Origin of the sequence: Neobacillus niacini (genome assembly GCF_019749295.1) — a bacterium.
In the GTDB taxonomy this organism is placed as follows: domain Bacteria; phylum Bacillota; class Bacilli; order Bacillales; family Cytobacillaceae; genus Neobacillus; species Neobacillus niacini_D.
Genome location: NZ_JACWFG010000001.1, coordinates 410,272 through 429,924, shown reverse-complemented (window position 1 = coordinate 429,924; position 19,653 = coordinate 410,272). Strand labels below are relative to the sequence as shown.

Sequence of the window (19,653 nt, the reverse complement as noted above, 5' to 3'; positions counted from 1 at the left end):
TGAAAATGTAAAGGAATATGCATACTGGGGGCGTTGAAATGGAAAAGATTCGTGATATCATGACAGATAACGTAGAGTGTTGTACTTTGTTGGATAATGTTTTTGAAGTGGCAGTTAAAATGAAAGAATTAAATGTTGGAGCTATTCCGATTGTCGACGAAGAAAAGCTAGTTGGTATGATTACAGACCGTGATATCGTCGTCCGAGGCGTTGCCGAAAAGCATCCTGGATCAACAAAAGTGGAAGATATAATGAGCAGTAAACTTGTTACAATAACTGCCGACGCTACTAGTCAAGAGGCAGCCAAATTAATGGCAGAGCATCAAATACGCCGTCTTCCGGTTGTTGAAGGTGATAAATTAATTGGCATTGTTTCACTCGGAGATTTTGCAATAAGAAAACTTACTGATGACCAAGCGAAAGAAGCATTAACTGAAATCTCTGAGCAAAATTATAATGGTGTACAACATTAAAGGGGAGAACAGATACATCTCAATGATGTATCTGTTTTTTTACATAAATTTTATTTTTCTGACAAGTTTAATATTCTCTATTACTAACAATGGTAATGGTGATATAATTATTAATACATAGCATATAATGAAAGAGAATGTAATAGAGAGGGTGAATACATCTGCGTACTCTCTTCAGAATCCTCATCCTAGCGTCTATTTTCGTGACAATTGGTTTTTATGCAAGTATAAATGAAAATGGCGATAATGAAGTTTTAATTACTGATGACCATACGTTAGAAAAGAATAAATCATTATATCAAAATCAGGATAGTAATATTCAGGAGAAAACTTCTGCTGTACGTCCAGTTAGTGGTATGGGCTTGCTTGTTGGCCAAGATATTACCTATTTAAAAGGGGTATTAGGAGAACCGCAAAGAATCGATGAATCTTTATATGGCTACCAATGGTATATATATAATTCTGATTACTCTAGTTATGTACAGGTTGGTGTGGAGAATAAGAGAGTAGTGACGGTATTTGCAATAGGTGAAAATTTAGATGTTTCGCCCTTTAAAATTGGACAGCCAATTGAAGAAATTTTTAATACCCAATCTATTAATACAAATATAGACTTCGAATTTAAAGGGAATTCCTATCGTTTTGAATTAAATGATACAGATTTAAATATTCGCCCATTAATTAGATTGGGAGATATTTTTGTCCAGCTATATATCGATCAGTTTACCGGCAGCCTTTCAAGTGTCCGTTTTTTAAATGAGGAGACCTTAATTAAGCAGCGGCCCTATGAACTAGTATACAGCGGAGAACTAGTTGAAACAGCTGAACCAAGTGAAGAGATGTGGAGAGCAATTGAGCAAGGAACAGAGAAGGAAATCCTTGATATAACCAATGTAATGCGAATTAGACATAATGTTAAGTCGCTAAAATGGGATGAGGATACATCTGCTGTCGCCTATGGTCATAGTAAGGATATGTCAGACAACAATGATTTCTCGCATACCTCAAAGCAGTTCGGCAGTCTATCTGACAGACTAGAGGCAGCTGAGGTAGCCTATAAATCTGCAGGAGAGAATATAGCTGCAAATTACATTGACGGCCCTGCAGTGGCTGAAGGCTGGTTAAACAGCAAAGGCCATCGAGAATCTCTGCTAAATGAGGATTTTACCCATCTTGGCGTTGGCGTTTATCAGAAATATTATACACAAAACTTTATTCAAAAATTTGAGGATTAGAAAAAAGTAAAAGGGTGACTTATTTGTCACCTTTTTACTTTTTATCCGCTTTCATCTTATGGTATTCATTAAAGTGAAAATGATTTCCTTGCCAGGAACCGTATATCCGTACCACCTCGCCAATTGTAAAGGTATCGGCCTCAAAATGATTTTTTATCGGTATAATTTTTTTTGCTTTTATTAATTTCGTTTCCGTTTGGAGTGTAAGTTCATAGACAAGTATATAACGATGATAATAAAAACGTTGTTTCTCCATGTTAACACTTTTTATTTCACCACTCAGAACAGCTTCCTTTATTACGTCAGCAGATGCCAGCCATTTACTATCGTTTAGTTTCATTTCTTTTCTAGTAATCCAAAAGAAGTAAAGGCAGATAATAGGTATTACTACTGCAGTAACCATTTAGTTCCTTCTCCCCAAATCTCCTATTTTTGGATAATAAAAAATGTACCTGTAGCATGTGCTATTTTTTTTCCATCAGAACGGAAAGCTTCTCCTGAAACCACCACTGTTTTACTTCCATGATGAATAATTTCAGCCTTACAAGTGAGGGTGTCACCTAAACCAGGAGCAATGTAATGGATATTCAGTTGATTAGTTACGGCTCCAAAACCTTCAGGAAGAATGGCATTTATTACTGTCCCCATAACAGTATCAAGTAAAGTGGCAGTGATTCCTCCATGAACAATATCTAATGAATTATTCCACACGACATTTAATGGTACTGTAATTTCGCAGGTTTTCTTTTCTCGATCTATTTTCCTTTCCATATGGAGCAGCCCATCAATATATTGTGAGTACTTATGGTCAATTTTCTTCTCAAGCCCTTTTAATATATACTCTAGCGCACTTAGGTCACTGTCTGAGCCTTTTTCGATACAATTATCTAATAGTTGTTGTAATGTGTTTTTCATCTAAATCCCTCTCTCATTTCTAGTACTGAAGACATCTTACCATTATAAATATAATTTTTACAGCATCAGGTTTTTCACAATTTTTAATTTAGCACATATCGTATAATAGGCACATTGGATTTAGGCAGGGGTGAAGTATTATGCAGAAAAATTTACATCCTTCCGTGATTAAATTTAAAGAGTTTGTGAAAAATAACCCAGCGTTAATTAAAGAAGTACGGAATGGAAATACTACTTGGCAGGAGTTGTATGAGGATTGGTATCTTCTTGGGGAAGAAGATACTCGGTGGGAAACAATAGGGGTAAAAACTAGTCCTAGTGCTGAAGTGGCGGAAGAAAAAAAAGGAGACTGGATTTCAACAATCTTAGGTTCCGTCCAAAAAATGGACCCTGATCAAATTCAGCATTATGTAAATAACTTAAGTCAAGCCTTGGGAGCTATTCAAGGGGTCCTATCCCAATTTCAGGGCAGTCAACCTAAACAAGGATCTCCGAAAGTTGAACCAAGACATCCTTTTTCATTTCGTAAAGACTAACAGAAGGGAAAATGTCGATGAGAAGAGATGTACTAGAATATCTAAATAGCCAAAAAGAATTAAAAAGATTTATTCGCGAACAGCCGCTCTGGTATCGAAAGCTATCTAGGAACCCCTATGATCTGCAGACATTAGAAATAGAATCACTTCACTATTATAAAAAGACAATTCCTCATAAAGTAGAGAAATTTACAAATAATGTACAAATGGCTTCCATGATGTTTTATATGCTGCAGTCAATGAAAGACCAAAATGGATGAGGACCACTAGATAGTGGTCTTTTTATGTTGTGGAACTAGAATATTGACTAAAAAAATAAAGGAGGAGAACAATACAGGTAAAAGGAGTGATGGAATTGAAAAGAATCATGGGAGTTATCCTTCTATCTATCTTTATAGTGGTCATTATGACTGGATTTCAACAAAATGAAAACCAAAACCCTTCATTTTTTGTGCAATCCAGCATAAAAGGCAATAATGTGTATGTAGAGTGCATATTATCTGGAATCAGCTTCCGGGAAGCAAATCAAAATGGTCAAAAAGCAGGGAAGCTTGTTATTTGGCTGGATGGAAAAAGAAGGGAAGAAGTAAACTCTGCAGCTTTAATTATTAAAGGTTTATCTCCTGGCGAACATAAAGTTAAACTTGAGGTTGTAGACTTGAAAAATGAACCGTACGGATTAATAAAGGAATTCATGGTAAATATCCCTAAATGATAGTTTATTTCACTTTCTATACTCATTCATGTTAAAATGTGAATGGAGGTGGGCGTGCATGCTTGCTACATCAGAAAGAGTAGAACTAATAGAATATGCTGAGGAATTAGCTCAAATGGTTTTAGAATCTGATATTGTTGAACAATATCATATTTGCCTATATAAAATGCAGAATAATAAGGAAACGCAAGAAAAGATCAGCCGTTTTGTAAATCTTAAGGAGCTTTATGAAGAGGTACAGCGGTTTGGTAAATATCACCCAGATTATAAAAAGGTGATGAGTCAAATTCGGGAATACAAACGGGAAATGGACTTAGACCAACATGTAGCTGAGTTCAAATTAGCGGAAAATGACCTGCAGCATCTGCTGGATGAAATTAGTATGTTAGTCGGCGGTGCAGTTTCAAAACATATTAAAGTTCCTTCAGGGAATCCATTTTTTGATACAGGTTCTCATGGCTCAGGCTGCGGCGGCGGCGGAAGCTGCAGTTGCTCAGCGTAAAAAATCGGCTTAATTTTCATTAAGCCGATTTTTCTTACCCTTTTAACCGTGTACAATCTACGCACAAATTTCCGCAGCAAAACATTTTTTCCTGAGGTACATAAAACCGGTGGCGATAGACAAACAGCATGTCATCCTGCCGTACAAATACAGTTTCGCTATGCAGACGTTTTCCTTTTATAGCGATATCAGAACACTTCTTGATCAAACTTTCAAGAGTGGAGTGAGGTGTATCATGGTTTATCTGTATATAGAGAAAGGGAATTCCAGTTATTTTCTTCCAATATGCTTTGTAAATGCACTCATCTAAGGTAAGCTGCTTTATAAATAATTGCCAAGTGGGCTCTAAATCCATTTCAATCACCTTTAACCTTGGTGTTATTTTTTAGGAATCATCAGGTTTGAATTGAAAAAAGGGGTTTTAATATGCTAGACTTAGTAAAATGATGGTTTATTGAAGGGGAAAAAAGTATGTTCGTTCAAAGGCAAGGTTTAGTTATTTGGCTCTATTCTTTAAAACAAGCAAAAATGTTAAGACGTTTTGGTAATGTTCATTACGTTTCAAAAAAGTTAAAATATGTTGTATTGTATTGTAATCAAGATGAACTTGAAGTGATAATGGAAAAAATAAATTCCTTTTCATTTGTTAAGAAAGTAGAACCGTCATATAAGCCTTTCTTAAAAATGGAGTTTGAAAACGCTGCACCAGATAAAGCTAAAGAATATGATTATAAAATGGGAATTTAATTTATAGCTTCAGCGCAAATCGCGCTGAAGCTTTTTTAATGTAAGGGTCGTATATAATGGTTTAATCTCAATATTGCGATTAAATGTTGATAATATAGCTCTTTCTCATGGAAGATAGAAGAAGGTTTGACAGAAAGTTGAATAATTTCCTTTCCAAGTTCCTCTGCAGTCTGCTGAAACAAGTCATACCTTTTATTAGGTATAAAGTTTGGATTTGGAATACCTTCACGGCAGAAATAAAGGGCTTGGAATTTTCCAGGGTCTGTGAGTTGTAAAACTACTGCTAAAGAAGTCACTTGCTTCTCATTCTTAACGGTGTGGAATGCCATCATATGAAGTAGCCTGTGATGATTGGCTTTTGCTAGTTCAAGCAGCTCATATATATCAGAATAGCCTTCACCTAGTTCAATAAAGCGTTGTATCAAAAATAACTCTCCTTTATTTATGATTTCATTCCTTACTTTATCATAATTTTAGTAACAATGTTAAAAACAAAGAAAAAACCCTGCAGACATAAATCTGCAGGGTCCTTCTACATCCTCGATAAAGGATAGAAGGCAAAGGGAGAGGAGAAACCGGAGGAAGAACTTATGGGGAAACGTAAGTCTTCTCCGCGGTTGGCAACAACATCCTCGAATTGATGTTGTTAGTAACATTATCTCCACAACTAACAAGCTTATACGTCTTTTAAAATAATTTTTTGTAAATTAATCCGGCAAGTTGGCTAGTTTATTCAATTATGATAGGATAATGTTAAAAATAGAATATAGAAAAATTGTGGTGATAATGATTGAGAGTCGTTTCAGGTGTTTGTAAAGGCAGAGCTTTAAAAGCTGTTCCTGGAAATACAACCAGACCAACAACGGATAAAGTAAAAGAAGCCTTATTTAATATGATTGGACCCTATTTTGAAGGAGGATTGGGGCTTGACCTTTTCGCTGGAAGTGGTGGACTAGGACTGGAAGCCCTGAGCAGAGGATTAGATAGGGTTATATTTGTTGACCGAGATGCAAAGGCCATTCAAACGATCTATGAGAATATAGAAGCGTGTAAAATGGAGGATAATGCAGAAGTTTATCGAAATGATGCAGAACGAGCAATAAAAGCCTTGATAAAAAGGGAAATACGTTTTGATTACATATTTTTAGATCCGCCATACAAAAAGCAGCAGTTACTTAGTTTAATGCAAAAAATATCGGAACACAGACTCTTGAATAATGAAGGGTATATTGTCTGTGAACATAGCCATGATGTTGAATTACCAGACAGTGTCGGGGAGTTTACACAATATAAGCATGAAAAGTATGGAATTATTGCGATAACAATTTATTCGCGGTTTAGTGAGGAATAAGGGGGAGTCATTTGTGTCTAGTATTGCTGTTTGTCCTGGAAGTTTTGACCCAATCACGTATGGTCATTTAGATATTATAAGAAGAGGCGCCAAGGTATTTGATATGGTCTATGTAAGCGTGATGAATAATTCATCTAAGAATCCGCTTTTTACAGTGGAAGAGCGGATGAATCTAATAAAAGAAGTAACAAAGGACCTCCCAAATGTAAAGGTTGATGAACATTCTGGGCTCCTAGTTGAATATGCTAAGGCTGTTAATGCAAATGCAATCATTCGAGGTTTACGTGCGGTTTCAGATTTTGAATATGAAATGCAAATAACCTCGATGAACAGAGTTCTAAATGATGAAATCGAAACATTCTTTATTATGACAAACAGTCAATATTCATTTTTAAGCTCTAGTATTGTTAAAGAAGTATCAAAATACAATGGGAATATATCAGAGCTCGTTCCTCCAATCGTGGAAATGGCACTGAACAAGAAATTTAACCGATGATATATAAAGACATGTAAAAAGCCTTGGCAAAGTGCCAGGGCTTCTTTCTGCATATTCTAGTAGCTTTTACGTAATCGGCTGTAAAGGATAAGCACATAAATACAAAGTGAAATAATCGTAATTAGTGGACCGAGTTCCATTAATTTCTGAAAGTAAGAATGTAGCCAAGACTCTTCTCCGAAGAAACCAACAGGGATTGCGTTAGAGGGGTGTTCTGTTTGATAAAAGCGTATATAAATTGGTTTCCACAAAATTAGTGCAAATACGCTGGCGAATATACCCTGCAAAATTCTTGCAAAGAAGAACGGCTTAAAGCGAATACCAGCTTGTGCTAAAATGCTGGCAACCTGTGCTTGAACACTAAAACCGCTAAAGCCTAAAATAAAGCTGGTGATGATCGCTTGCTGCAGCAAAGTAGCCTCCTGAACCCGGCTTGTTAAATCGCTCCCCATTGTAATTTCAAATAATCCAGATATGAATGGAATGCTAAGTATATCTGGGAATGAAAGGAATGAAAAAATTAAGTCAAAGCCTTTTGCAAGTGCTCCAGTAATATGTAGAAGAAAAAGCAGCTTGTTAATAACTGAAAACAAAATAATAAATCCACCAACCATTAGTAAGGTTTGAATAGATGAATTGACAGCATCACCAAGAAGTTTGCCGATCGGCCTTTTGTCTTTTAATCTAGTTTGATGCAAGGCTGATAATGCAGTTTTTACTATAAATTTACCTTGCTTGTCCTTCCCCTTATCAGGAGTTTCACTGCCATAAAATCGCATAATAATACCAACACAAATATTCCCTAAATAATGGGCCAGTGCCAGGATTACCCCTAAGTGCGGGTTGTGAAAAAAACCGACCGCTACGGCACCGAAAATAAATAATGGGTTAGAGGAGTTAGTAAATGAAACCAGCCTTTCTGCTTCAATTTGTGTTAACTGACCCTCCTGACGAAGTCTTGCAGTCAGTTTGGCGCCAGCTGGAAAACCAGAGGCCATTCCCATTGCCCAAACAAAACCCCCGACACCAGGAACTCTAAATAGAGGTCTCATGAGAGGCTCTAATAAGACCCCGATAAATTTAACTACTCCAAAACCAATAAGCATTTCTGATACGATAAAAAAAGGCAGCAAAGAAGGAAAAACAATTTCCCACCACATGTTTAGACCGCGTATGGAGGCTTCAAGTGACTCCTTTGGAAAAGTTATCAAAGAACCAGCTAAAATGATAGCTGATAAAGAAAGAAATATTGTTTTTATTTTTGATTGAAACAAAGAAAGAGCCTCCTTTCCGATGGTTTTGTTATACTGTATAAATAAATAATGTTAAAATAAGGATTATTCATTCACACTTTTAGACTTGACTTGTCCCCATATAACACAAATATACTCATAGAACGCTAATTTAGACCATAAGATTGAACGAGATTTCTCCGAACATATTATGTTTATTGTCATAATGCTTTTATAGCTTATGAAAAGGAGGGAATGCTTTGAAGCGTCCTATAATAGGGTTAGCACTTGGTTCGGGTGGAGCACGTGGATTTGCACACTTAGGGGTTATTAAAGTCTTGAAGGAAGCAGGAATCCCAATCGATTTGATCGCCGGAAGCAGTATGGGAGCACTTGTAGGGAGCTTTTATGGAGCGGGTATAGAAATTGACCGCTTATATAAATTATCAACAGCATTTAAACGGAAATATTTTTTGGATTTTACTGTTCCGAAAATGGGTTTTATTGCTGGGAAAAGAGTGAAGGATTTCATTAAGGTCTTTACTCATAGTAAAAATATTGAAGATTTGTCCATTCCACTGGGAATCGTTGCAACCGATTTGCTTACTGGTGAAAAAGTTGTTTTTAAAAAAGGACCTGTGGCTGAAGCGGTAAGAGCAAGTATATCTATACCAGGGATTTTTGTGCCTGAAAAAATAAATGGAAGAATCTTAGTGGATGGTGGAGTTTCTGATAGGGTTCCAGTGTCCGTTGCGAAAGAAATGGGTGCGGATATTGTGATTGCAGTGGATGTATCAAGGGTAAAGCGTAATGCGGAAATCACCTCGATTTATGACGTGATTATGCAAAGTATCGATATTATGCAAACAGAAATTCTCATTAATCGTGAGATTGCTTCTGATATCATGATACGCCCGCCTGTTGAGGTATATAGCTCCCGAGCATTTACAAATATAGATGAAATCATTATTCTCGGAGAAGAAGAAGCAATAAAACAAATAGACCTAATAAAGAATGTTATAGAGGAATGGAAGGAGTAAATGCTGTGAGAAGAAAAATATTTGTAAGTTCTTCCATTGTAATAGCATTAATGATGATTGCTGGAATATTCTTTTCATTGCCTTATTATGTATCAAAACCAGGCATAGCAAAAGAATTATCTCCCATCATTCAAGTTGAAGGCGGCGAGGAAGGTAAGGGAAGCTTCATGCTTACAACTGTAAGGATGGGAAGAGCCAATATCTATTCTTATGTTGAGGCGAAGTTATTTGATTATGTTGAGCTCTACCCAGTGGATGCTATATTACATGAAACTGAAACCCAAGATGAATACAATGCCAGGCAGCTTCACATGATGGCAGGGTCCAAGCTGAATGCGATTGAAGTAGCTTATAAAAAGGCTGGTTTACCGGTTGAATACAAATACCAGGGTGTCTATGTTGTGCAGGTAGTGCCTGATATGCCTGCTGAAGGAAAACTGCTTCCAGGCGATCGTATCATTGAAGTTGATAATCAGAAATTTACCTCATCTGAAAATTTTATTGAATATGTGGGCGAGAAAAAGGCAGGCAATCAAGTAGAATTAACGATAAAGAGGAATAATAAAACTAAGAATGTTAATGTAACCCTGCAGGCCTTTAAAGAGGATCCAAAGAAGGTTGGTATTGGAATTTCTTTGGTGGATGATAAGGAAATAATTGTAGATCCAACCGTTTCAGTCAAGACAGATGAGATTGGCGGACCATCGGCTGGATTGATGTTTACATTAGAAATTTATGATCAATTAATGGATGAGGACTTTACGAAGGGCTACAAAATTGCAGGGACAGGGACCATTGATTCCAAAGGAGCAATTGGACCAATTGGCGGGATTGATCAAAAGATTGTTGCTGCAGACAAGGCAGGAGCAGAAGTTTTCTTTGCCCCGAATGAAAAGGGAAGCGCTGATTCCAATTATAAATTAGCGCTCAAGACAGCTGAAGAAATTGATTCAAAAATGAAAATTGTTCCAGTGGACTTAGTAGATGACGCAATTAATTACCTGCAAAAACTACCTATGAAATAAAAAAGATGATGCCTTAACATGGGCATCATCTTTTTCTTTAATTGATGTGATGGAAATATAGATTTTAGAACCCTGTTGATTTTTGCGGAAGGCGCGAGACTCCTGCTCAGAGGACGGGACAGGGGAGACCCCGCAGGCGCTAGCGCCGAGGAGGCTTCCCCGAACCGCCTGCGGAAAGCGAAGCGCCTCGTGACAGGCAAAAACCGCCTGTCCCTGCGGTGCTTATTCGAAGGAGCTTTCCTTAGTGGAGCACAAATCAACAGCCCAATTTAACACAGCTATTTTATAAATATAGGTGGTTGTTTATATTCTTGATGTAATAGGTTGATCCCTTTCTGTTTTCCTATTCCTAAGGAATAAACACGAGAGGCCTTAATATCAAGAGAAATATCATTTTCCTTATATGCTGACAGCTTTGATATCAACGGAAGTTTAAAGTGTGATTTATTTTTATTCAAGTAATCTTTTCCTCTAGTTGTCATTCCTAATAGCCTTAAATAAGCGGCCTTTTCTAGAGAAACGCCCATATCCTCCTTTTTTGTATTGGTTAAGATATGGACACATATCCTTTGTATTCTAGTCCAGGTATATCGTTTGGTTTTAACCTTTTCCATAAATTCTTTAAAGGTAAAGGAATCTATTGCTGCAGCCATTAACCTGTTTTCTATTCCTTCCTCAACTTCATAAATATCTCTTAGTTCTGCAGGATTGCTATGGAGCAGGCGAAAACGTAATAAATCCCAATAATTTTCCCAACCGTGAAAGTTCCCGTATTCATTTAAATACTCTTTTAGTAATATGTAAGTTGACGCTGGAACATATTGCTCAATGGCACTATTATTTTCTTCTGAGGCGAAGAGAGCTTTCCTTATGCTTGTCGCACTGGCAATTGTCTCAGTAGCAAAATGTTCATCATGATAATCAGCATTTTTTCTTTTGACAGTGAGGGGAATGATTGAACTTTGTTGTTGTTGTATCGCTTTTACATAATGAAAACCTAGGATATTATTCGGTTTTTCTAAACTCATTATGTTTTCAATACTTGACAATGATTGAAAAGACAACGATAATGCTTTAGGGAAACTAACTCCTGTTTTGATATTCATTTTAATACTTTCATCATATTGTTCCTTATGTTCTTCTAAATAGTTGACAGTTTTTATGATCGTTGAAATATCACCACTTTCACTGCCAAAGCAAAGTGACTGACACCCTATTGCGTCTAGCATCGAGACTGCACCATTTGCAAAAGTCTCTGCCTTTTGAGTTGCAAATTGATAAGGAAGTTCTAAAACGATATCAACACCGCCAAGAAGTGCCATTTTTGCCCGATACCATTTAGAAACTAGGGCAGGTTCACCGCGCTGAAGGAAATTACCACTCATTACAGCGATAGTTAAATCTGCTTCCGCTATTTCCTTTGCAGCTTGTAAATGATAGGCATGTCCATTATGGAAAGGGTTGTATTCAACAATTACACCAACAGCTTTCATAAGTAACTACTCCTTATTGATAAACTAATTTTTACAGTATTCGTATTATAGCAAAAATTACCATAATAAGATAATGATACTGCATATTCGAATAAGGCGATTGTAATGTGAATGAACTGGGTAAACTAATATGAGGACGTTGTTATTGAAAAAATATTAAAATCAAAATCACCTTTTTAGGTGTAAAGAAAAAACATTGACAAAAATTTAATCGAAGGCTATAATTACCTTTGTTGCCTTGGGGTGATTCAATTGAAATGGACATTAAGCCAATTACAAAAATATCGAAACAAGGATTTTCTGATTGATGATACTATTAGAGTTGATGAAATTATTGAAACGGATCCATCGATTCGTGAAGTATCTCCGATGCACATTACAGGTCGGGGTGACATTGATTCAACAAAAGTAACATTTCATTTGAAAATAGAAGGTTATTTAATCCTGCCTTGTTCTCGTACTTTAGTGGATGTAAAACTTCCGATTAATGTCGAAACAACTGAAACTTTCCTCTTACAAGGTTCAGAATATGCAACTGAAGAGGAAGTATATCTTGTAAAAGGGGAAGTAATTGATTTAATGCCAGTCATTAGAGAAATCCTTTTACTCGAAGTTCCAATGCAGGTGTTCTGTGATGATGTTAATCATGAAGATGCAGCACCACAATCCGGTAAGGACTGGGAAGTTGTTCATGATCAAGATCAATCCAAAAAGATTGATCCAAGACTAGCAGGTCTTGCAAAGTTTTTTGATAAAAACAATTCTTCTTCCGAATCATAATCAGCAAAACAAGAAGCAAAGTGAAGAACCAGCGTTCCTGGACTTCATTACTTTCTTAATACTCTTTAAGGAGGTGGGAAGAATGGCTGTACCTTTTAGAAGGACTTCTAAAACTGTAAAAAGAAAACGTCGTACACATTTTAAATTAAACGTACCTGGTATGGTAAGCTGCCCAAACTGTGGTGAAATGAAACTTTCACACCGCGTATGTAAAGCTTGCGGAACATACAAAGGAAAAGACGTTGTTAACGACTAATTCCATTAGGATAAAAAGCACAAGGAGCAACATGCCCTTGTGCTTTTGTCGTTTCTATAAATCTAATACAGAATACATACCTTTCAAAATGGAGGAGAATCAGTTTGTCCTATTCAATCGAGAAACGAGAGAGTGGCTATTTACTTTTTACAATTGCCCGAAGTGAAAAAAGAAATGCTATTAATTACGATGTGATGGATGGCTTGTCGGAAGCGATTTCTTTGGCAGGTGATCCAAAGATAAAGGCACTAGTCATTACTGGAGAAGGTGATACAGCGTTTTGTTCAGGTGGAGACTTATCGGTTTTTCACGAACTTCAAACAAAAGAAGAGGCTTATCCAATGCTTTCAAGGATGTCGAACATACTGTATTCTCTGTTGACGCTGACTAAACCCACCATTGCCCTAATTAATGGGACAGCTGTTGGCGGTGGATGCGAGCTTGCAGCTGCTTGTGACTTCCGCTTAGCAAGGGCAGGAGTTAAAGCTGGATTTGTACAAGGAAAACAAGCCATTACTACTGGCTGGGGAGGCGGGACAATTTTAGCAGAAAAACTGCCAGCATTAAGTAGTATGAAGCTTTTAATGGAAGCGGATATTCAAAGTATTGAATATTTAAAAGAAGTTGGCTTTATAGATTATATTTATTCAAATAACCCCATATCTTCTTGTGAAACCTATTTGGAGAAGCTGTTAGCCACTGATATACAGGTATTAGAGTCATATAAAAAGGTATGGATTCGAAAATGGGAAGAGAATAAACTTAGAGAAAGAATAGAAAAAGAAGTCAGTAATTGCAGTGTTTTATGGGAAAGTGAGCCCCATCATCACTATGTAAAAAACTTTATTAGTAAAAAAACAAAGAAATAAGAATAAAGACAAACTGTTATCAGTCTATCTTTTCTAGTAGATGCATATGTATGAATAAAAACACTAGGAGGGATTTTCTGATGTCACCAACTCGCCAAGATGCATGGTCCCAAGATGAAGATTTATTGCTTGCTGAAGTTGTGTTAAGACATATTCGAGAAGGCGGGACACAGCTCCAAGCATTTGAAGAAGTTGGAAAACAGCTATCTCGCACATCAGCAGCCTGCGGATTTCGCTGGAATTCGTTTGTAAGGAAGCAATATAAATCTGGAATTGAATTGGCTAAGAAACAGCGGAAGGAATTAAAAAAACAGGGTATTCCAACAGAAACAGAGTATAGCAATGAGTTTGCAAGTGAAGAGACGCCAGTACCTGCTTCATCTAGGAGTGAAGGAGTGTCATATCAATCCGTGCTTCAGTATTTAGAAAACCTTCATAAGAAAGCTTCTACTGCGTCAAGCATTGAGCAGGCAAAGGAAAAGTCTCTTCAAAAAATTCGAGAACTTGAAAAGAAATCTTATACACTTGCGGCAGAAAATGAAAGATTATCCAAAAACTTAAAGGCAATTGAAGAAGACTACCGTTCCCTAATTGAAATTATGGAAAGAGCACGAAAAATGGTTGTCTTGCAAGAAGAAGATAGACAGCAAAAAGTAAAATTCCAGATGGATAAAAACGGGAACCTTGAAAGAGTTGAAAAATAGTAAAAGCGGACATAATGTCCGCTTTTTACTTTATTCATTATGAGCTGCTTCTACACCTTCTGGATACCAGACAAGAGGGTTTTCACCACGATCGCGCTCCGTATCATATTCTACATTAGTAAAGTTCATATGCTCCCAAAAATTTCTTGATTGTACTCTTGGGTTTGTTTTAATTGGAAGACCAAAGCTCTTTGCAAATTCTACAAGCTTTTGTCCATAACCCTTACCCTGATATTCTGGTAAAACCTCAAGCTTCCATAATTCTAAATAATTTTGTGGAGGGTAGAAGTATCGGTCAAATTTAGCATCTATTTGATATAGGCTCATTCGTGCTACTAGTTTGTCTCCGAAATAGATCCCGTAAAATGGAGAATCACTATCATTATCAACCATATTTGCTTCTAAATCCTCGAGCATAGACAGCTCTTGAATTCCATATTCTTTAAATTTCTTAAATTCCTCTAGTGTTTTAAAGTTTACTTTTAATTTTTGAACGTTCATCACCATATATAAGCCCCCTAAGAAATGATTATCATATCAACTGTATATATTCATTTAATGCTGAATAATATGGAAATGGGTAAGATATTCGATTATTCAAAATGAATTAATAATATTATATAACAAAAATACGAAAAATTCTTTATATATTAACAAGAAAGCGTTTTCTATTTTTGCAGGAAATCTAAAGAATCTTGTAGAAATATAAGAGTGAAAGCGTTAAGGGACGAAAGGGGAAACTATGTGCAAAAAATATTAATCGCTAATCGTGGGGAAATTGCATTAAGGATTATTAAAACCTGTACCCAAATGGGGATTGAAAGTGTTGCTATTTATTCAGAGGCAGATAAAGAAATGCCATACGTAAAAGCAGCTTCAAAAGCAGTGTGTGTAGGGGAACCACCTGTAAATAAATCGTACTTGCAGTCAGATAAGATTTTAGAGATAGCAAAAAATGAAAAGGTAGACGCTATTCACCCTGGTTATGGTTTCCTTTCAGAAAATGCCGCTTTTGCACAAGCTGCTAGAAGGGAAGGTATTATTTTTATTGGTCCAGACCCCGAGACGATACAATTAATGGGAGATAAAATTGATTCTCGTAAAACAATGGAGCAGGCAGGAGTGCCGGTAGTCCCTGGAAGCAATCAGGGCCTAAAAACGATTGAAGAAGCCTGCGGTCTGGCGTCCCAGATTGAGTATCCAGTGATGCTTAAAGCAAGCAGCGGCGGCGGTGGAATTGGTATGGTGTTGTGTGAAAATGAGCAAGCGCTCATCAAACATTTCACCTCTACAAAGTCAAGGGCACTTGCTTATTTCGGGTCTGATGAAGTGTTTATTGAAAAATATATTGATGAAGCACGACATGTCGAGGTTCAAGTCTTCGGTGATCATATAGGTAATATCGTTCATCTATATGAAAGGGATTGTTCCATTCAGCGAAGACATCAAAAAGTGATTGAAGAATCGCCATCTCCTTTTTTATCAGAAGGGACAAGGCAAAAAATTTATGAAACGGCTTTAAAGGCAGCAAAGGCTGTAGGGTATAAAAATGCTGGAACCATAGAATTCATTGTTGATGGAAAAGAGAATTTTTACTTTTTAGAAATGAATACCCGGCTTCAGGTGGAACACCCCGTAACAGAAATGATTACAGGAGTAGATTTAGTTAAGTGGCAGATTCTGATTGCACAAGGGGAGACCTTGCCGTTGCAGCAATCACAGATAAAATCCACAGGTTATGCGATGGAATTCCGTTTATATGCAGAAGATCCTATTCGGTTCTTGCCATCACCTGGTAAGATCACCAAATTTGGTTGGAATGAGGGTTCTGGAACTAGAATAGATGCAGGTTATCAGGAGGGAGATACGGTCACACCTTATTATGACCCGATGATAGCTAAATGTATTTTTCATGGTGAAGGACGGGAAGAAGTTATTAAGTCCGCAGAAGAATTTTTTAAGAACCTGCAAATTGAAGGAATCAAAACAAATGTCCCGCTTTTCTTAAATATTTTAGTAGACGAAGACTTTAAAAAAGGCATATATACAACAACCTTTTTATCAAAAAAAATAGTGAAATAAGGAGAGAGTAGAATGAAAGAAATTACAGCAACTATGGCAGGTACTGTACTTAATGTAATGGTATCAAACGGTGACAATGTTAATGCAGGACAGGAAGTTTTGATGCTTGAGTCAATGAAAATGGAGATTCCAATTGAGAGTGAACTGGATGGTTTAATCAAAGAAGTAAAAGTTAATGTTGGAGATTTTGTAAATGAAGGCGATGTTTTAATTATTGTAGAATAAGTACTTTAAGGGGGACATTATGACAACTACCAATATATTAAATGAGCAATTGTTTGAAAAAAGGAAGGGGATTGAAGCAGGCGGGCATCCGAAATACCATGAAAAGTTAAAACAGCAAAATAAACTGTTTGTCCGTGACCGGCTTGCCTTATTGTTTGATGATGGAAAATATGAAGAGGATGGTAAATTTGCCAATGTTCAAGCAGGTGACCTGCCGGCTGATGGTGTTGTAACGGCAATTGGGAGAATTAACGGAATGACAGTATGTGTTATGGCCAATGATTCGACCATAAAAGCTGGCTCATGGGGAGCACGAACGGTTGAAAAAATTATCCGAATTCAAGAAACCGCAGAAAAGTTAAAAGTTCCATTGTTTTACCTTGTAGACTCTGCAGGTGCAAGAATTACGGACCAGTTGGAGATGTTTCCAAACCGCCGTGGTGCGGGGAAAATCTTTTATAACCAGGTAAAGCTTTCTGGGATGATTCCGCAGGTTTGTATCTTGTTCGGGCCATCTGCTGCTGGAGGCGCATATATCCCTGCTTTTTGTGATGTGGTAATCATGGTGGATCAAAATGCTTCCATGTATCTTGGCTCACCCCGAATGGCTGAGAAGGTAATTGGTGAAAAAGTAACATTGGAGGAAATGGGCGGAGCACGTATGCATTGTTCCGTCAGCGGGTGTGGTGATGTCCTTGCCTATAGTGAGGAAGAAGCGATTGAATCGGCAAAAAATTATATCAGCTACTTTCCTTCAAGTTTCAAAGAAAAAACCAAAATAGTTGATGGTGAAGCTCCCAAGGAGGGGCGCGAATTAGAGGCAATTATACCACATAATCAAAATGCACCGTTTGACATGTATGAAGCCATTGATAGGTTAATTGATAAAAATAGTTTTTATGAAATAAAAAAATTATTTGCGGCCGAGCTTATTACTGGATTCGCTAGAATTGACGGTCGAGTAGTTGGAATCATTGCTAATCAGCCAAAAGCAAAAGGCGGGGTCCTATTTGTTGATTCTGCAGATAAAGGTGCAAAATTTATCCAATTATGCGATGCGTACCATATTCCATTGTTATTCCTTGCTGATGTACCAGGTTTTATGATTGGTACAAAAGTAGAACGTGCCGGAATCATTCGACACGGAGCTAAGTTAATTGCTGCCATGAGCTCTGCAACCGTGCCTAAAATATCTGTTATAGTAAGAAAAGCTTATGGTGCCGGCCTTTATGCAATGGCAGGTCCAGCGTTTGAACCAGATTGCTGCATTGCATTGCCAACAGCTCAAATTGCTGTTATGGGTCCCGAAGCTGCGGTCAACGCGGTTTATTCCAATAAAATTAGTGAAATTGAAGATGCTAAAGAAAGAATAGCCTTCGTACAGGCAAAGCAGCAGGAGTATAAAGAGCATATTGATATCTACAAACTGGCCTCAGAACTAATTGTCGATGAAATAGTTGCACCATCTGAACTCAGGGAGGTTCTCATCCAGCGTTTTGCTTATTATGAAACAAAAGAAATGAACTTTAGTGTTCGGAAACATCCTGTATATCCAGTGTAATGCTAAAATCCCATTTCGCAATTTTGCGAAATGGGATTTTTCTATTTTTAGGACAGACTTACAAACTAGTATCTGCTAAAATATTAGTAAAAAAGAAAATAAATGGGTGGGTATTATGAACATTGGTATTATTGGCGCTGGTTCTATTGGATTATTATTTGCCTCATACTTAAGTAAGGCATTCTCTATTACGCTGTATACAAGAACCATAGAACAAGCAGAAGAAATCAATCAAAATGGAATCCTACTGCAAAAAGGGGAAATTCAAAGCAGAATTATAGTTAAGGCATTTCCGCTTTCCATGTGGAAGGGGACAGAGGAATTATCAATAATTGCAGTAAAACAATATCAACTTCGCCCCATTATTGAATATTTAAATAAATTGGACTGCATACCTAAAAATCTATTATTTTTACAAAACGGTATGAGTCACTTGGCATTGCTAGAAAAAGTTGATGCTGCTGCTATTCTGGTCGGATCCGTAGAGCATGGAGCTAGTAAGATAAATTCTTATAGTGTGCGTCACAATGGTGAAGGAGCCGTCAATATAGCGGTATTTAAAGGTAAATCAACAACTCTAAGTGAATTTGCACAAGCCTGCGCAGAAATACATTTTCCTTTAACGATCAAGGAAGATTATTATCAGATGTTAGTAAATAAATTAATAGCAAATGCAGTGATAAATCCTCTAACGGCACTCCTTCAAGTTAAAAATGGTGAATTAATCAGTAATACTTTCTATTTTTCTGCTGTCAAAAAGTTATTTCTTGAAATCTCTTCTATCTTAAATTTAGAAGATCCTATTAAAAAGTTCAGAGATATAATTAATATATGTAAAAAGACAGGGGATAATCAATCTTCTATGCTTAAGGATGTAAAGGCAGGAAGAAAGACTGAGATAGACTCGATTCTTGGCTTTTTGTTAGATGAAGGAGCTAAACAACAAAAGACAGCGGTGAATATTGAAACTTACTATCTTTTATTAAAAGGAAAAGAACAGACTAGGGGGGAAGTGAAGTGAGTTTATTCATCTCATCCATTATCACTATTTTCTTAACAGTTCCTCTGCTAGGCTTTATTACCATCTTTATAATAAATAAACTAATTACAAAAAACGCTCGTAAGTCTTTTCATAAGGCGCTGGACTACTCTACTATTTTATTTATCATGGCTGTTCATTTTTTGGTAATAACCATTTGGGGAAAATCACTTTTTTGGTTAATACTGCTCGTATTAATAATCATTGCGATGGTATTCGTGTTAATACATTGGAAAATAAAGGGTGAAATTATCCTGCCTAAAGTTTTTAAAGGCTTTTGGCGATTTAATTTTCTAATCTTCTTTATAGCGTATGTATCGCTGACTTTATTTGGTATTCTACATCGTGCAGTAACTTTTACATTTTCTTAAGCAAAG

At 36.8% G+C, this 19,653-nt stretch carries 26 protein-coding genes and 2 pseudogenes; 21 read left to right on the top strand and 7 right to left on the bottom strand.

What is annotated here, in order from left to right:
• Positions 1-38: 38 nt before the first annotated feature.
• Positions 39-473 carry a CBS domain-containing protein gene (locus H0184_RS01970; RefSeq protein WP_221820313.1) on the top strand — a complete coding sequence of 145 codons (435 nt, stop codon included), beginning with the start codon at positions 39-41 and terminating at the stop codon, positions 471-473.
• A gap of 203 nt (positions 474-676) precedes the next feature.
• The gene (locus H0184_RS01965) at positions 677-1,708 is read left to right on the top strand and encodes a CAP domain-containing protein (RefSeq protein ID WP_313771700.1); all 1,032 of its coding nucleotides are present in this window, start codon (positions 677-679) and stop codon (positions 1,706-1,708) included.
• A gap of 34 nt (positions 1,709-1,742) precedes the next feature.
• Here the strand turns inward: H0184_RS01965 and H0184_RS01960 are convergent, their stop codons facing one another.
• Entirely contained in the window at positions 1,743-2,111 is a 369-nt protein-coding gene (locus H0184_RS01960; protein WP_221820311.1) for a hypothetical protein, read from the bottom strand.
• 23 nt (positions 2,112-2,134) lie between these two features.
• On the bottom strand, positions 2,135-2,623 hold the full coding sequence (locus H0184_RS01955; RefSeq protein WP_221820309.1) for a PaaI family thioesterase: 489 nt from the start codon (positions 2,621-2,623) through the stop codon (positions 2,135-2,137).
• 140 nt (positions 2,624-2,763) lie between these two features.
• Between H0184_RS01955 and H0184_RS01950 the strand changes: the two genes are divergently transcribed.
• The 4 genes from H0184_RS01950 to H0184_RS01935 all read left to right on the top strand — a co-directional run bounded on the left by H0184_RS01950 (position 2,764) and on the right by H0184_RS01935 (position 4,376).
• Positions 2,764-3,159, top strand: a complete 396-nt coding sequence (locus tag H0184_RS01950) for a YlbD family protein (protein ID WP_260631377.1) — start codon at positions 2,764-2,766, stop codon at positions 3,157-3,159.
• A 17-nt stretch (positions 3,160-3,176) separates the two neighbouring features.
• The gene (locus H0184_RS01945; protein ID WP_221821258.1) at positions 3,177-3,419 is read left to right on the top strand and encodes a YlbE-like family protein; all 243 of its coding nucleotides are present in this window, start codon (positions 3,177-3,179) and stop codon (positions 3,417-3,419) included.
• Positions 3,420-3,514: 95 nt separating this feature from the next.
• Complete coding sequence (locus tag H0184_RS01940) at positions 3,515-3,874, top strand: hypothetical protein (protein ID WP_221820307.1); 360 nt, start codon at positions 3,515-3,517, stop codon at positions 3,872-3,874.
• A 58-nt stretch (positions 3,875-3,932) separates the two neighbouring features.
• Entirely contained in the window at positions 3,933-4,376 is a 444-nt protein-coding gene (locus H0184_RS01935) for a YlbF/YmcA family competence regulator (RefSeq protein WP_221820306.1), read from the top strand.
• 34 nt (positions 4,377-4,410) lie between these two features.
• On the opposite strand, the gene H0184_RS01930 is transcribed toward H0184_RS01935, so the two are convergent.
• Positions 4,411-4,731: a hypothetical protein gene (locus tag H0184_RS01930; RefSeq protein ID WP_221820265.1), complete on the bottom strand. Its 321-nt coding sequence runs from the start codon at positions 4,729-4,731 to the stop codon at positions 4,411-4,413.
• A 116-nt stretch (positions 4,732-4,847) separates the two neighbouring features.
• Here H0184_RS01930 and H0184_RS01925 point away from each other — a divergent pair, with 116 nt between their 5' ends.
• A complete protein-coding gene (locus tag H0184_RS01925) occupies positions 4,848-5,123 on the top strand; it encodes a YlbG family protein (RefSeq protein ID WP_045515404.1) in 276 nt (91 codons plus the stop codon).
• 35 nt (positions 5,124-5,158) lie between these two features.
• On the opposite strand, the gene H0184_RS01920 is transcribed toward H0184_RS01925, so the two are convergent.
• Entirely contained in the window at positions 5,159-5,548 is a 390-nt protein-coding gene (locus H0184_RS01920) for a DUF7147 family protein (protein WP_221820262.1), read from the bottom strand.
• A 365-nt stretch (positions 5,549-5,913) separates the two neighbouring features.
• Between H0184_RS01920 and rsmD the strand changes: the two genes are divergently transcribed.
• Both rsmD and coaD read left to right on the top strand, forming a co-directional pair.
• Positions 5,914-6,474 (top strand): 16S rRNA (guanine(966)-N(2))-methyltransferase RsmD, encoded by a 561-nt coding sequence (rsmD, locus tag H0184_RS01915; protein WP_221820260.1) that lies wholly within the window; start codon positions 5,914-5,916, stop codon positions 6,472-6,474.
• A gap of 13 nt (positions 6,475-6,487) precedes the next feature.
• Entirely contained in the window at positions 6,488-6,970 is a 483-nt protein-coding gene (gene coaD, locus H0184_RS01910; protein ID WP_221820259.1) for a pantetheine-phosphate adenylyltransferase, read from the top strand.
• 56 nt (positions 6,971-7,026) lie between these two features.
• Here coaD and ylbJ read toward each other — a convergent pair whose 3' ends face one another.
• Entirely contained in the window at positions 7,027-8,244 is a 1,218-nt protein-coding gene (gene ylbJ, locus H0184_RS01905; protein ID WP_221820257.1) for a sporulation integral membrane protein YlbJ, read from the bottom strand.
• A 218-nt stretch (positions 8,245-8,462) separates the two neighbouring features.
• Here ylbJ and H0184_RS01900 point away from each other — a divergent pair, with 218 nt between their 5' ends.
• Together H0184_RS01900 and H0184_RS01895 are read left to right on the top strand one after the other, a co-directional pair.
• Positions 8,463-9,242: a patatin-like phospholipase family protein gene (locus tag H0184_RS01900; protein WP_221820255.1), complete on the top strand. Its 780-nt coding sequence runs from the start codon at positions 8,463-8,465 to the stop codon at positions 9,240-9,242.
• A gap of 5 nt (positions 9,243-9,247) precedes the next feature.
• On the top strand, positions 9,248-10,267 hold the full coding sequence (locus H0184_RS01895) for a SepM family pheromone-processing serine protease (RefSeq protein WP_313771699.1): 1,020 nt from the start codon (positions 9,248-9,250) through the stop codon (positions 10,265-10,267).
• Positions 10,268-10,545: 278 nt separating this feature from the next.
• Here the strand turns inward: H0184_RS01895 and H0184_RS01890 are convergent, their stop codons facing one another.
• Positions 10,546-11,760, bottom strand: coding sequence for a nucleotidyltransferase (locus H0184_RS01890; RefSeq protein WP_221820251.1), 1,215 nt, complete (start codon positions 11,758-11,760; stop codon positions 10,546-10,548).
• Between the two features lie 252 nt (positions 11,761-12,012).
• On the opposite strand from H0184_RS01890, the gene H0184_RS01885 reads away from it, so the two are divergent.
• From H0184_RS01885 to H0184_RS28055, 5 genes and pseudogenes are all read left to right on the top strand, one after another.
• Positions 12,013-12,540, top strand: coding sequence for a YceD family protein (locus H0184_RS01885; protein ID WP_221820249.1), 528 nt, complete (start codon positions 12,013-12,015; stop codon positions 12,538-12,540).
• Positions 12,541-12,622: 82 nt separating this feature from the next.
• On the top strand, positions 12,623-12,796 hold the full coding sequence (rpmF, locus tag H0184_RS01880) for a 50S ribosomal protein L32 (RefSeq protein ID WP_063251584.1): 174 nt from the start codon (positions 12,623-12,625) through the stop codon (positions 12,794-12,796).
• A gap of 104 nt (positions 12,797-12,900) precedes the next feature.
• A complete protein-coding gene (locus H0184_RS01875) occupies positions 12,901-13,665 on the top strand; it encodes an enoyl-CoA hydratase/isomerase family protein (RefSeq protein ID WP_221820247.1) in 765 nt (254 codons plus the stop codon).
• Positions 13,666-13,745: 80 nt separating this feature from the next.
• Positions 13,746-13,980, top strand: a pseudogene (locus H0184_RS28060) (RsfA family transcriptional regulator); the annotation flags it as partial.
• Between the two features lie 176 nt (positions 13,981-14,156).
• A pseudogene (locus H0184_RS28055) lies at positions 14,157-14,369 on the top strand (RsfA family transcriptional regulator); the annotation flags it as partial.
• A gap of 30 nt (positions 14,370-14,399) precedes the next feature.
• Here H0184_RS28055 and H0184_RS01865 read toward each other — a convergent pair.
• Complete coding sequence (locus tag H0184_RS01865; protein ID WP_221820244.1) at positions 14,400-14,876, bottom strand: N-acetyltransferase; 477 nt, start codon at positions 14,874-14,876, stop codon at positions 14,400-14,402.
• Between the two features lie 237 nt (positions 14,877-15,113).
• Between H0184_RS01865 and H0184_RS01860 the strand changes: the two genes are divergently transcribed.
• The 5 genes from H0184_RS01860 to H0184_RS01840 all read left to right on the top strand — a co-directional run bounded on the left by H0184_RS01860 (position 15,114) and on the right by H0184_RS01840 (position 19,647).
• Positions 15,114-16,451 (top strand): acetyl-CoA carboxylase biotin carboxylase subunit, encoded by a 1,338-nt coding sequence (locus tag H0184_RS01860; RefSeq protein WP_221820242.1) that lies wholly within the window; start codon positions 15,114-15,116, stop codon positions 16,449-16,451.
• Positions 16,452-16,463: 12 nt separating this feature from the next.
• A complete protein-coding gene (locus H0184_RS01855) occupies positions 16,464-16,676 on the top strand; it encodes an acetyl-CoA carboxylase biotin carboxyl carrier protein subunit (RefSeq protein ID WP_221820240.1) in 213 nt (70 codons plus the stop codon).
• 19 nt (positions 16,677-16,695) lie between these two features.
• The gene (locus tag H0184_RS01850) at positions 16,696-18,237 is read left to right on the top strand and encodes an acyl-CoA carboxylase subunit beta (protein WP_221820239.1); all 1,542 of its coding nucleotides are present in this window, start codon (positions 16,696-16,698) and stop codon (positions 18,235-18,237) included.
• 115 nt (positions 18,238-18,352) lie between these two features.
• Positions 18,353-19,258: a 2-dehydropantoate 2-reductase gene (locus H0184_RS01845; protein ID WP_221820237.1), complete on the top strand. Its 906-nt coding sequence runs from the start codon at positions 18,353-18,355 to the stop codon at positions 19,256-19,258.
• Complete coding sequence (locus tag H0184_RS01840) at positions 19,255-19,647, top strand: DUF3397 domain-containing protein (protein ID WP_221820236.1); 393 nt, start codon at positions 19,255-19,257, stop codon at positions 19,645-19,647. The genes H0184_RS01845 and H0184_RS01840 overlap by 4 nt, the downstream gene beginning before the upstream one ends.
• Positions 19,648-19,653: the final 6 nt, after the last annotated feature.